Origin of the sequence: Nocardioides dubius (assembly GCF_039528155.1) — a bacterium.
Classification (GTDB): domain Bacteria; phylum Actinomycetota; class Actinomycetes; order Propionibacteriales; family Nocardioidaceae; genus Nocardioides; species Nocardioides dubius.
In genome coordinates this window covers 32,271-44,547 of sequence record NZ_BAAALG010000016.1, presented here as the reverse complement: position 1 = coordinate 44,547, position 12,277 = coordinate 32,271, and the positions used below count along the sequence as shown (strand labels likewise).

Here is a 12,277-nt window from a genome sequence, read left to right as displayed (position 1 = left end):
TCGAGCGGTTCATACGGTTCCTCCGTGAATAGACCGACTACCCCAAGTCGCTCGAAACATAGGGCGAGGTGCTGGCACTCGTAGGCAGAACGCCATAACCCGCAGTCCTGAGGTTCAGCGAGGAGCCCAGGCGATGGCCGCGAAGACCCCAACTGCTGCGTAGGTCAACTTGCGGAACATTCGTTTGTCAATATTTGTCTTTTCGGTCCGTTTCGGTGGGATTTCGAGGGTACGCCTCGGTTGCCGCGCAGGCGCGCGAACTGAAGAAGTGCTGCAGGGAGACCCTTGGGTTACCCTTGCACCCATGTCGAACATACGTTCGAGCACCCGGGGTCCGGCGGTGGAGGCCACCGCGTCGTTCCCCAACCCAGCTCGGACTACTACAAGGGTCCGATCTCCCTCGACCGCCACCTGGTGCGCCGGCCGACGTCGACGTTCGTCCTGCGTGTCACCTCCCGACGCGCTGGCCAGCCTCGGCATCCACGCAGGAGACGAGATTCTGGTCGACCGCTCACTGACGCCGCTTCCCGGCCGAGTCCTGGTCGTCGTCGACGACGACGAGCACCGCCTCGGGACCTTCGAGGTGCGCGACGGCGCCGCGGTGCTGGTCACCGACCTCGAGGAGATCCCCCTGACGACAGAGGGCGAGCCGTGGGGCGTCGCGACCGTCCTGATCCATCACCTACCCCTCGGACAACTTGGCGAGAGCACCGCGCGCAGGGCCGCGGGATGACCGGCGTCAGCTGGGGCCTGGAGAACCGCAGCTGACCGATCGCGCTCGTCGACGTGCGCTGCATGTTCGTCTCCGTGGAACGCGTCCTCGACCCGCGCCTGCAGGGCAAGCCCGTCATCGTGTTGTCGAACAACGACGGCTGCGCCGTCTCGAGAAGCGATGAGGCCAAGCAGCTCGGCGTCGCGATGGGTTACCCGTGGTTCAAGCTCCGCGAGAAGCCGCACCTGGCCGACCTGATCGTCTGCAGCTCCAACTACGAGGAGTGCGGCGCCTTCTCCTCCCGCTTCCACGACACCCTGGCCACCGTCTCGGCCGACGCCGAGACCTACAGCGTCGACGAGGTCTTCGTGGCGCTCCCCCACCACGAACCAGCCGCCGTCGCCGCGACCGCCCAGACCCGGGTCCGCACCCGGACCGGCCTGCCCGCCGCGGTTGGAATCGGCCCCACCAAAACCCTGGCGAAGGTCGCACAGCGCCAGGCCAAGGCGAGCGGCGCCGGCCTCACCACCTGGACAAGTCGGGACGTCGACGAACTCCTAACCGCCACCCCCGTCTCTGAGGTCTGGGGCATCGTTTCACGCCTGAACGCCCGCCTCGCCGGCCTGGGCATCGTGACCGCGGCCGACCTCGCCCGCGCAGATGCCGGCGTGATCCGGCGCCGCTGGTCGGTGGTGGTCGAGCGCACCGCTTGCGAGCTCGCCGACGTGCCGTGCCAGCCGGTCGGGTTCACTCCGAAAGACCGCCAGCAGCTGATGTACTCGCGGATGCTCGGCCAGCCCGTCTCGACCCGTTCCGAGATGCGCTGACCGCAACCATCTGGTCGCGCAGGTCCTCGGCAGCTCCGGGGAATCGCGCGGGGTCGATCTCTGCCCACAGATGGGCGCCCCCCACCGCGGCCCGGATGTCGGCAACAGTCGCTCCCGCCAGCCACTCTTGGCTGGCCGCATCCCGATAGAACGCCTCTGGCGCTTCACCTCGCGCTTCCAGCTGCGAGGCTGCTTCCTCAGCTGCGATGCGGTCTTGCTGGGCCAGCTTGAGCTTCGCGTGTTGCGCCTGGCGCACCAGCACCTCAGCGACCACGGCTCGCCGCGGCGCCTCCACTCATCATGATCGCCACGCTGTCGTCGATCGGGTCGTCGTCGGCCATGATCATCACCCGATCAGATGGTCACACGAACCGCGCCGCAGCGGCACCCGCGCGGGCGCCGTACCCGCCGCCGAACATGGCGGCGTGGGTGAGCAGTGGGAAGAGCTGGTGCAGGGCCAGCCGGTCCTCCCAGCCCTCAGCCAGCGGGAACGCCTCGCGGTAGGCGTCCAGTGCTCGTTGCAGGTGGGGCAGACCGAAGAGCGCGAGCATGGCCAGGTCCATCTCGCGGTGGCCGCCGTAGGCAGCGGGGTCGATCAGTTGCACCACGCCGTCGGAGGACCACAGCACGTTGCCGTTCCACAGATCCCCGTGCAGGTGCGCGGCCGACTCGCTGGGCACCAACTCGGCGATCCGGGGGAGCACCGCCTCGATCTGCTCGGCGGCCTCCGGCTCGATCCGGTCCCGGTCGCGGGCCAGCTTCAGGTAGGGCAGCACCCGGTTCTCGGCGAAGAACTGCGGCCAGCTCTCGCGCGGGGTGTTGCGCATCGGCAGCCTCCCGATGAAGCCGTCGCCGTCGCGCCCGAAGCCCGTGGCCCCGACCCCGTGCAACGCCGCGAGCGCCCGGCCGAAGTCGGCCGCCGCCTCCAGGGTCGGCTTGCTGGTCTCGATCCAGGGCAGGATCAGGCAGTCGTCGTCGACGGCGAGGGGTGCCGGCACCAGGTCGGGTGCGGCAGCCGCCAGCCAGGCCAGTCCGCTCGCCTCGACTGCGAAGAAGCCCGGCGGGGGATGCACGTGCGACTTGATCAGCACGGCCCTGCCGTCGGTGAGCCGGACCCGGGTGGCGGTGCAGATGTCGCCGCCGGCCACCGGTGAGGTGGCCGCCACCGCAGCGCCGAGCAGCTCCTCGGCTCGCCGTGCGATGGTCGGGTTGCGGGTCATGACAGACGCGACCCCTCGGCCAGGCCCGAGAGCTGCTCGACCAGCGCGTCGCTGGTCCGCTCGATCATCCGCAGCACCAGCGTGAAGCCGTCGTCGCCGCCGTAGTACGGGTCGGGCACCATGCTGTCGCCCGGCTCCGGGTCGAAGCTGCGGAACAGCCGGACCCGCTCGCTGGCGCCGCCGAGCTCGTCCAGGTTGTCGGTGTCCATCGCCAGCACCAGATCGTGGTCGGTGCCGGCGGCCGGGTACTGCCGGGCGCGATGCCGGGTGGCGTCGTAGCCGTGCTGGGTGAGCACCGCCGCGGCCCGGCGATCCATCGGCTCGCCCACGTGCCAGTCGCCGGTGCCGTAGCTGTCGACCACGATCAGCTCGTCGAGGCCGGCGTCGGCGAGGCGGGCGTTGACCACGACGTCCGCGATCGGGGAGCGGCAGATGTTGCCCAGGCAGACCAGCGCGACCCGGTACGGACCCTCGGTGCGTGGCGTGGGCAGCATCAGTCCTCCGCCACCACGATGTTCACGAACCAGCCCACGATGCTCAGCACGATCGAGCCACCGACGGCGGTCCAGAAGCCGTCGACGCCGAAGCCGACGTCGAAGACGCCGGCGATCCAGTCGGTGAGCAACAGCATCAGCGCGTTGATCACCAACAGGAACAGGCCGACGGTGACGATGATGAACGGGATCGAGAGGATCTTGACCACCGGCGCCACGAAGATGTCGATGACGCTGAGGATCGCCGCGACGATCAGCAGGGGGATGACCTTCTCCTGCCAGTCACCGCCCTCGAACCAGATGCCGTCGAAGAACCACGCCGCGACCGCTAGGCCGGCGACGTTGGCAATCATCCACCTCAGGAAGCTCACGCCCACAGCCTAGAAGAATCCACGAAATCGTGATGTTGAACAGGCTCGGCAGGGTCGCGCAACGCCACTAACGTGGCCAGCATGGTCACCACACCCCTGCCCCGGGCGTCGGTCGCGGAGATCCCGCCGTACGTGCCCGGTCGCGCCCCCGCCTCCCGACCGGGCTTCACCAGCTACAAGCTGAGCTCGAACGAGAACCCCTACCCGCCGCTGCCGGGCGTGCTGCACGCAGCGCAGGCCGCGTTGGAGCAGCTGAACCGCTATCCCGACATGGGCAACGCCCAGCTCTACGCCGCGTTGGCCGAGCACCTCGACGTCGACGCCGATCGGCTCGCCCTCGGCACCGGGTCGGTCGGCCTGCTCTTCCATCTGGTGCAGGCCTTCGCCGGACCGGGCGACGAGGTGGTGCATGCCTGGCGCTCGTTCGAGGCCTACCCGATCGCGATCGCGGCGGCCGGCGCGACGTCGGTCCCGGTGCCGCTGCGCGAGGGCGGCGAGCACGACCTCGCCGCGCTTGCGGACGCCGTCACCGAGCGGACCAGGGTGTTGATCGTCTGCACGCCGAACAACCCGACCGGCACCGCCGTCACCCAGACGGCGTTGACCGCGCTCCTGGAGCGGGTCCCGCCGCAGGTGCTGGTGCTGGTGGACGAGGCGTACGTGGAGTTCGTCCGGATGGACGACGCCGTCGACGGTCTCGCGCTCCAGGCGGCGTACCCCAACGTGGTCTCGCTGCGCACGTTCTCCAAGGCCTACGGCCTGGCGAACCTGAGGATCGGCTACGCGATCACCACCCCCGAGATCGCGACGCCGCTGCGCGCGGTGGCCACGCCGTTCGGCGTCTCCTCGGTCGCTCAAGCGGCGGCGGTGGCGTCGTTGTCGTCGGTGCAGGCGCTGATGGGACGCGTCGACGCCCTGGTGCGCGAGCGCGAGCGGGTGTTGGCCGGAGTCCGGGCGGCCGGGTGGCAGGTTCCCGACGCCCAGGGCAACTTCTGCTGGTTCCCCTTCCCCGGCGACCCGGAGGCGACCATGCGCTTCGTGACGGCGGCCGAGCAGCTCGGCGTCTCGGTGCGACCGTTCGCCGGCGAGGGCGTGCGGGCCAGCATCGGCGAGCACGTCGGCAACGACCGGGTGATCGAGCTGGCGCAGCGGCTCGCGCGGCCGGGCGAATAGATGAGAGTTTGACTATCTCGAGCACGAACCTGAGACCATGGCTGCATGGCAACCGAAGTCACGAAGGCGTCCTACGTCGAAGCCGGCAAGGCCTACGACCGCGACATGCGCTACATCCCGGACCGGATCACCGCGGAGCCCGGCCGCTCGCGTGACCGCCTCGACGTCACCGCCGACGCCGAGACCGGAGCCCTCCAGGTGCCGACCTGGCCGGTCGAGCCGGGCCGCTACCGCCTGGTCGCGGCGCGCGCCTGCCCGTGGGCGAACCGCTCGATCATCGTGCGCAGCCTGCTCGGCCTCGAGGACGTGATCTCGCTCGGCACTCCTGGCCCCACGCACGATCAGCGCAGTTGGACCTTCGACCTCGACCCCGACGGCAGGGACCCGGTGCTCGGCTACGAGCGGCTCCAGGAGGCCTACTTCGCGCGCTTCCCCGAATACCCGCGTGGGATCACCGTGCCCGCGGTCGTCGACGTGCCGACCAAGGCCGTGGTCACCAACGACTTCCCACAGATCACTCACGACCTCTTCTTCGAGTGGCGCGAGTTCCATCGCCCCGATGCTCCGAACCTGTGGCCTGAGGAGGTCCGCGAGGAGATGGAGGTGGTGATGAAGCGGGTCTTCACCGAGGTGAACAACGGCGTCTACCGCTGTGGCTTCGCCGGTTCGCAGGAGACCTACGACGCCGCCTACGAGCGACTCTTCACCGCGCTGGACTGGCTGGAGGAAAGGCTCACCGACCGCCGCTACCTGATGGGCGATGCGATCACCGAGGCCGATGTGCGGCTCTTCACCACGCTGGCCCGCTTCGACGCGGTCTACCACGGGCACTTCAAGTGCAACCGCAACAAGCTGATCGAGATGCCCGCGCTGTGGGGCTACGCCCGCGACCTGTTCCAGACCCCGGGCTTCGGCGAGAGCATCGACTTCGAGCAGATCAAGCGGCACTACTACGTGGTGCACAGCGACATCAACCCCACGCAGATCGTCCCGCTCGGCCCGGACCCGTCCGGCTGGGCGACGCCGCACGGGCGCGACGCGCTCTGAGACTCAGTCGGCGCCGCGGTTCGCGGCGTCGACCCGGTCCTCGATCCGGCGCATCCACGGTGCCGTGGCCAGGGTGTAGCCGGTGGCCAGCGCGGCGGCCGGCAGGTGGGCGAACCGCTTGCCCCGTGCCCGGCGGTGGCGGCTGATTCGGCGCATCACCTGGTCGACGACCAGTCCGCTGACGACGACCGCGGCGACGTCGCGCATCGCGGGGGCCAGTGGCACCTCGGGCTCCGTCGGCGCCGACGATCGGCTCGAATCCGGCTGCTCACCGCTGCCCGCGCTCGGTGCCTCAGCGGTCAGCTCGGCAAGGGCGTCGCGCTCCAGCAGGCCCATCAGCAGGGAGCCGCCGACCAGCAGGGCGGCCTTGGCGGCGATCCGTGAGCGGCGCTCGGGCAGCACGTCCGGTGCCGCGTACCAGCCGAAGGCGAGGGCGGCGGTCAGGGCGTCGGTGGTGCGGAGGGTGGCCACGGGTACGGCTCCGATGAGCTGGTGGCGTGCTTCTTGAGGCGGTCGACGACGGCGAGCAGGTCGTCGATGGAGTGGTCGAAGGTGCCCGCCGTCCAGGTTCCGGGCATGGCGGAGTGGTAGTAGAGGCCCTCACCGATCAGCATGATCGCGTCGGCGATGGCCTCGTCGCCGACCTCGCCGCGCACCAGGTCGCCCCAGGCCTTGTGGATCTGCTCGATCGCGGTGATCGCCGGCTGCCACGAGCTCTGCGCGAGTCGGAGCACGGCACGATAGATCGGGTCCTCCTCCTCGCTGGTCTGCCAGGAGGTGCGCACATAGTTGCGCGACGGGCCTTCGGGATCGGTCTGCATCTCGATCAGCTCGGCCTCGGAGACCTCGTGGAACCGCTCCAGCAGCGCTTCGGCGAGCGCCTCCTTGGAGGGGAAGTGGTAGAGCACGCCGCCCTTCGAGACGCCGGCGCGCGCGGCGACGGCGTCGATGGTCGCGGCGCGCTCGCCGTCGGCTCGCAGGATCTCGGCGTACGCGTCGAGCGCCTTCTCGCGGGCATGGGGAGGTCGAGCCATGGCTCAGACCCTATCGACTCTCCAAGAGTTGGTAACTGTACCGTCCAGACGGTACAGTTATTGACATGAGCACTGTCCTGACGCCCGCCCAGAACTCGTCGTCGCCGTTCTCGGCCCGACGACGTTGGGCTGCGCTCGCGGTGCTGATGATCCCGGTGCTGCTGGTCTCGGTGGACAACACCGTGCTCAGCTTCGCGGTGCCCTCGATCACCCGTGATCTGGCGCCCAGCGGCAACGAGCTGCTGTGGATGATCGACATCTATCCGCTGGTGCTGGCCGGCCTGCTGGTGCCGATGGGCAGCCTGGGCGACCGGATCGGACGCCGTCGGCTGCTGCTGATCGGCGCCACCGGATTCGCTGCGGTCTCGGCGCTTGCCGCCTTCGCCCCGAACGCCGGCAGCCTGATCGCCGCCCGGTTCTTCCTCGGCTTCTTCGGCGCGATGCTGATGCCGGCCACGCTCTCGCTGATCCGCAACATCTTCACCGACGACAACGAGCGCCGGATCGCGATCGCGATCTGGGCCGCGGGCTTCTCCGGTGGCGCCGCGCTCGGCCCGCTGGTGGGTGGCTGGCTGCTCGAGCACTTCTGGTGGGGCTCGGTCTTCCTGCTCGCCGTGCCGGTGCTGCTTCCGCTGCTGCTGCTCGGGCCGATCCTGCTGCCCGAGTCGCGCGACCCGCACCCGGGTCCGGTCGACCTGATCGGCATCGTCCTGGTCAGTGGCGCGCTGGTCGGCGTCGTCTTCGCGATCAAGGCCGCTGCGTCCGGTGACGGCCTGGCCGTGGTCGCGCTGGCCGGCGGCGCGGGGCTCGCGGCGGGCTACGGCTTCGTGCGCCGGATGCTGCGCTCCAGCACGCCGATGCTCGACGTGCGGCTCTTCGCCAACCCGATCTTCTCGGGTGCGCTCGCGGTCAACCTGGTCAGCGTCTTCGCGCTGGTGGGCTTCATCTACTTCTTCACCCAGTACCTGCAGCTGGTCGCCGGGCACGGCCCGATGGACGCCGCACTGCTGCTGATCCCGGGCCTGGCCTGCACCATCGCCTTCGGCCTGGCGGCGGTCCCGCTGGTCCGCCGGATCGGCGCGAGCCGCGTGATCATGCTCGGCCTGGGGCTGAACTCGATTGCCTACCTGGTGGTGGCGGGCCTGGGGCACACCGGCTCGCAGACCGCCCTGCTCGCGGGCTTCGTGATGCTCTGCGCCGGAGTCGGAATGGCGGAGACGATCTCCAACGACCTCGCCCTCTCGGCAGTGCCGCCGGCCAAGGCCGGAGCGGCCTCTGCCGTGTCGGAGACCGCCTACGAGGTCGGCGCGGTGCTCGGCACGGCGGTGCTGGGCAGCCTGCTCAACCTCGCGTACCGGACCCACGTCGTGGTGCCGGCCGGGGTGGGCGCCGAGGAGGCCGAGCATGCGCAGGCCACCCTGGGTGGCGCGGTGCAGGTCGCCGAGGGGCTGCCGCACGAGGTGGGCCAGCAGCTCCTGGACTCCGCCACCACCGCCTTCGACAGCGGTGTCACCTGGACGGCGGCGATCGGCTTCGCTGCCAGCCTGCTCGCCCTGCTCGTCGCCCGGCGCGCACTGCGCAACGCCTAACCCCACCCGCTCAATGTGACCTCAGCGCTCGAGAACGACGTCAAAGTGGACGCTGGGGTCACATTGAGCGGCGGTATGCGTGTGTCATTATATGCGCATGTACGAATATGCCGATTGGATCGAGCCGGACGACAGTGAGATCGCGGTCTGCGTCGAGATCTTCTCGCTGCTGGCTGACGCGACCCGGATGCGGATCGTGCTCGCGCTGCGCGAGGGCGAGCAGTCCGTGGGTGCCATCGCCGGCCTGGTCGGCAAGTCGCAGGCGGCGGTCTCCCAGCACCTCGCCAAGCTGCGGATGAGTCGGCTCGTCACCACTCGGCACGAGGGGCCGAAGGTCTACTACAGCCTCGCCAACGACCACCCGCTCGAGTTGCTGCAGGTCGCGATCCGTCAGGCGGAGCACGCCGTAGGCGGCTCGCTGCGGCATCACGATCGGGGGCAGTGATGGGCGTCGGCCACGGCCACGGCCATGCAGCCGGTCAGGACGGCGGGCATGCGGCCTCGCGGGCCGCCGACCGCGGGCGCTTGGTGAAGGTGCTCGCAGTCACCGCGAGCGTGATGGTGATCGAGGTGATCGGCGCCTGGGTCACCGGCTCGCTGGCGCTGCTCGCCGACGCCGGGCACATGGCCACCGACGCCTCCGCCGTCCTGATCGCCCTGTCGGCGTCCTATGTGGCGACCCGGCCGCCCGGCCCACGGGCCACCTTCGGCCTGCACCGGGCTGAGATCCTGGCGGCCCTGGTCAACGCCGTCGTGCTGCTCGGCGTCTGCGGCTGGCTGGCCTGGGCCGCGATCGGCAGGCTGCGCGACCCGGAGCCGGTGCACGGCTCGGGGATGGTCGGCTTCGCGCTGCTGGGCCTGCTGGCCAACCTGGTGGCGCTCGCGATCCTGGTCCGTGCCGACCGCAGCTCGCTCAACATCCGTGGTGCCTTCCTGGAGGTCGCCACCGACACCCTCGGCTCGGTGCTCGCGCTGGTGGCCGGCGCGGTGATCTGGCTGACCGGCTTCGATCGCGCGGATGCCCTTGCCTCGTTGGCGATCGCGGTGCTGATCCTGCCCCGCTCGATCTCGCTGATCCGCGACAGTGCGGCCGTGCTGCTGGAGACCGCGCCAAAGGGGCTGGACCTCGCCGACGTCCGCCGTCACCTCGCCCGGCTGCCGGGCGTCGTCGAGGTGCACGACCTGCATGCCTGGACGATCACCAGCGGCATGCCGAGCCTGTCCGCCCACGTCACGGTGACCGACGAGCGGCTCGCCGAGCAGGGCGTCGGCGCGGTGCTCGACGAGCTGAGCGCCTGCGTCGGCGAGCACTTCGGGATCCGGCACGCCACCTTCCAGGTGGAGCCGCAGAGCCACCGCGAGCACGAGGACCTGGGCGAGCCGGGCTGCTCCTGAGGCGCGGCGCAGGCGTCGTCAACTGCATGGACGTCCAGGTGAATTCGACCGAATTCAGCCACGTTGGTACGTTGAATCCACGACGCCATGTGGGGCGCGTCACACTCCCTCATCCGGGTAGGTGACGGGCCCTCGCGGCGTCACTGGCACACCCCCGGCCCGCACCCGGGACCCAGGGGAATCCATGGCCGGGCAACGACGATCTCGTGGTCCGGGCAGAGTGACAAGGAGCGATACACGTGACCCCTGCCGACTTCGGGCCCGACCTCGTGGAGGTCTTCGGACCCTCCCAGGCCGATGGTGGCCCCGAGCTGATCCAGCTGCTCTCTCCCGAAGGTCAGCGGGTCGAGCACCCGGAGTTCGCCTTCGAGCCGCGCGACGCGGCAGGCAACCTGCTCGATCCTGACGAGACGATCCGCGGCTTCTACCGCGACATGGTTCTCACCCGGCGCATCGACACCGAGGCCACCGCGCTGCAGCGCCACGGCGAGCTCGGGCTGTGGGCCCAGCTGCTCGGTCAGGAGGCCGCCCAGATCGGCGCCGGCCGGGCCCTGCGTCCGCAGGACTTCGCCTTCCCCACCTACCGCGAGCACGGCGTCGCCTGGTGTCGCGGCGTCGACCCGCTCCGGCTGCTCAGCCTGTTCCGTGGGGTCGACCACGGCTCCTGGGATCCGGCCGCGCACAACTTCGGGCTCTACACGATCGTGATCGGCGCCCAGACCCTGCACGCCGCCGGCTACGCGATGGGCATGCAGCGCGATGGCGTCGTCGGCACCGGTGACGCGCAGCGCGACGCCGCGGTGCTCGCCCACTTCGGCGACGGCGCCTCCTCGCAGGGCGACGTCAACGAGTCGTTCATCTTCGCCGCCTCCTACAACGCACCGGTGGTCTTCTTCTGCCAGAACAACCAATGGGCGATCTCCGAGCCGATCGAGCGGCAGACGCGGATCCCGCTCTACCAAAGGGCTCTCGGCTTCGGCTTCCCCGGCGTCCGGGTCGACGGCAACGATGTGCTGGCCACCTACGCGGTCACCACCGCGGCGCTGCAACGCGCCCGTGAGGGGCAGGGCCCCACCTTCGTGGAGGCCTACACCTACCGGATGGGCGCGCACACGACCACCGACGACCCGACCCGCTACCGGCTCAGCGACGACCTCGAGCGGTGGAAGCTCAAGGACCCGATCGCCCGGGTCAAGGTCTACCTGAGTCGCAACGGACTGGCCGACGACGCCTTCTTCGACGCCGTCCAGGCCGAGGCCGACGAGCTCGGTCACCAGCTGCGTGAGGGCTGCAAGAGCCTGCCGAACCCGGTGCCCACGGCCATCTTCGACAACGTCTACGCCGAGGAGACCGCCGAGCTCGCCCAGCAGCGCGCGGCGTTCGAGGAGTACCACGCCGGCTTCGAGCAGGGGGTCTCCTGATGAGCACCGCGAGCACGCAGCGGGTCACTCTCGCCAAGGGCCTCAATGCGGGGCTGCGCAAGGCGATGGAGGACGATCCCAAGGTCCTGGTGATGGGTGAGGACGTCGGCAAGCTCGGCGGCGTCTTCCGGATCACCGACGGGCTGCAGAAGGACTTCGGCGAGGACCGGGTGATCGACTCCCCGCTTGCCGAGTCCGGCATCGTCGGCACCGCGGTGGGCCTCGCCCTGCGCGGCTACCGGCCGGTCGTGGAGATCCAGTTCGACGGCTTCGTCTACCCGGCCTACGACCAGATCGTCTGCCAGGTCGCGAAGATGCACTACCGCTCGCAGGGCCGGAGCAAGATGCCGATGGTGATCCGGATCCCGTTCGGCGGTGGGATCGGTGCGGTCGAGCACCACTCGGAGTCGCCCGAGGCGCAGTTCGCGCACACCCCGGGCCTCAAGGTGGTCGCCTGCTCCAACCCGGTCGACGGCTACTGGATGCTGCAGCAGGCGATCGCCAGCGACGACCCGGTGATCTTCTTGGAGCCCAAGCGGCAGTACCACGCGGACAAGGCCGAGCTGGACCTCGCCGCGACCCCGCCGCCGCTGTTCACCTCGCAGGTGCGGCGCAGCGGCGACGACGTCACGCTGCTCAGCTACGGCCCGACCGTGAAGACGGCGCTGCTGGCCGCGGAGGTGGCAGCCGACGAGGGTCGCTCGCTGGAGGTGATCGACCTGCGCACCCTCTCGCCGCTGGACATGGGCCCGGTGCTGGAGTCGGTGCGACGCACCGGCCGCGCGGTCGTGGTGCACGAAGCGCACGTCAACCTCGGCATGGGCGCCGAGCTCGCGGCCCGGATCACCGAGGAGTGCTTCTACTCCCTCGAGGCGCCGGTGCTGCGCGTCGGTGGCTACGACACGCCCTACCCGGCGGCCCGCAACGAGGAGGAGTTCCTTCCTGACCTCGACCGGGTGCTGGACGCCGTCGACCGTTCCTTCGGGTACTGAGA

The 12,277-nt window shown here is 70.0% G+C and carries 14 protein-coding genes; 9 read left to right on the top strand and 5 right to left on the bottom strand.

Features of this window, described 5'->3' with window-relative positions; all coding sequences use genetic code 11:
• The first annotated feature begins 445 nt into the window (after positions 1 to 445).
• Both ABD151_RS19845 and ABD151_RS19840 read left to right on the top strand, forming a co-directional pair.
• Positions 446 to 733, top strand: coding sequence for a LexA family transcriptional regulator (locus ABD151_RS19845; RefSeq protein ID WP_343996587.1), 288 nt, complete (start codon positions 446 to 448; stop codon positions 731 to 733).
• Positions 734 to 786: 53 nt separating this feature from the next.
• Complete coding sequence (locus ABD151_RS19840; RefSeq protein ID WP_343996586.1) at positions 787 to 1,539, top strand: Y-family DNA polymerase; 753 nt, start codon at positions 787 to 789, stop codon at positions 1,537 to 1,539.
• A gap of 362 nt (positions 1,540 to 1,901) precedes the next feature.
• Here the strand turns inward: ABD151_RS19840 and ABD151_RS19835 are convergent, their stop codons facing one another.
• From ABD151_RS19835 to ABD151_RS19825, 3 genes are read right to left on the bottom strand one after another with little or no spacing between them, the layout of a single operon-like run.
• Complete coding sequence (locus ABD151_RS19835) at positions 1,902 to 2,759, bottom strand: fructosamine kinase family protein (RefSeq protein WP_343996585.1); 858 nt, start codon at positions 2,757 to 2,759, stop codon at positions 1,902 to 1,904.
• Entirely contained in the window at positions 2,756 to 3,253 is a 498-nt protein-coding gene (locus ABD151_RS19830) for a low molecular weight protein-tyrosine-phosphatase (RefSeq protein ID WP_343996583.1), read from the bottom strand. The genes ABD151_RS19835 and ABD151_RS19830 overlap by 4 nt, the downstream gene beginning before the upstream one ends.
• Positions 3,253 to 3,624 (bottom strand): phage holin family protein, encoded by a 372-nt coding sequence (locus ABD151_RS19825; RefSeq protein ID WP_343996582.1) that lies wholly within the window; start codon positions 3,622 to 3,624, stop codon positions 3,253 to 3,255. Before ABD151_RS19825 ends, ABD151_RS19830 begins: the two co-directional genes overlap by 1 nt.
• Before the next feature lie 81 nt (positions 3,625 to 3,705).
• Between ABD151_RS19825 and ABD151_RS19820 the strand changes: the two genes are divergently transcribed.
• Together ABD151_RS19820 and ABD151_RS19815 are read left to right on the top strand one after the other, a co-directional pair.
• Complete coding sequence (locus ABD151_RS19820; RefSeq protein ID WP_343996581.1) at positions 3,706 to 4,797, top strand: histidinol-phosphate transaminase; 1,092 nt, start codon at positions 3,706 to 3,708, stop codon at positions 4,795 to 4,797.
• Between the two features lie 45 nt (positions 4,798 to 4,842).
• Entirely contained in the window at positions 4,843 to 5,844 is a 1,002-nt protein-coding gene (locus ABD151_RS19815; protein ID WP_343996580.1) for a glutathione S-transferase C-terminal domain-containing protein, read from the top strand.
• Between the two features lie 3 nt (positions 5,845 to 5,847).
• Here the strand turns inward: ABD151_RS19815 and ABD151_RS19810 are convergent, their stop codons facing one another.
• On the bottom strand, positions 5,848 to 6,315 hold the full coding sequence (locus ABD151_RS19810) for a hypothetical protein (protein WP_343996579.1): 468 nt from the start codon (positions 6,313 to 6,315) through the stop codon (positions 5,848 to 5,850).
• Positions 6,285 to 6,878, bottom strand: coding sequence for a TetR/AcrR family transcriptional regulator (locus ABD151_RS19805; protein ID WP_343996578.1), 594 nt, complete (start codon positions 6,876 to 6,878; stop codon positions 6,285 to 6,287). Before ABD151_RS19805 ends, ABD151_RS19810 begins: the two co-directional genes overlap by 31 nt.
• A gap of 65 nt (positions 6,879 to 6,943) precedes the next feature.
• Between ABD151_RS19805 and ABD151_RS19800 the strand changes: the two genes are divergently transcribed.
• From ABD151_RS19800 to ABD151_RS19780, 5 genes are all read left to right on the top strand, one after another.
• Positions 6,944 to 8,467, top strand: a complete 1,524-nt coding sequence (locus ABD151_RS19800; RefSeq protein WP_343996576.1) for an MFS transporter — start codon at positions 6,944 to 6,946, stop codon at positions 8,465 to 8,467.
• A gap of 97 nt (positions 8,468 to 8,564) precedes the next feature.
• On the top strand, positions 8,565 to 8,912 hold the full coding sequence (locus ABD151_RS19795) for an ArsR/SmtB family transcription factor (protein ID WP_343996575.1): 348 nt from the start codon (positions 8,565 to 8,567) through the stop codon (positions 8,910 to 8,912).
• A complete protein-coding gene (locus ABD151_RS19790) occupies positions 8,912 to 9,862 on the top strand; it encodes a cation diffusion facilitator family transporter (RefSeq protein ID WP_343996574.1) in 951 nt (316 codons plus the stop codon). The genes ABD151_RS19795 and ABD151_RS19790 overlap by 1 nt, the downstream gene beginning before the upstream one ends.
• A gap of 239 nt (positions 9,863 to 10,101) precedes the next feature.
• Complete coding sequence (pdhA, locus tag ABD151_RS19785; protein WP_415629933.1) at positions 10,102 to 11,283, top strand: pyruvate dehydrogenase (acetyl-transferring) E1 component subunit alpha; 1,182 nt, start codon at positions 10,102 to 10,104, stop codon at positions 11,281 to 11,283.
• Entirely contained in the window at positions 11,283 to 12,275 is a 993-nt protein-coding gene (locus ABD151_RS19780; RefSeq protein ID WP_343996573.1) for an alpha-ketoacid dehydrogenase subunit beta, read from the top strand. Before pdhA ends, ABD151_RS19780 begins: the two co-directional genes overlap by 1 nt.
• Positions 12,276 to 12,277: the final 2 nt, after the last annotated feature.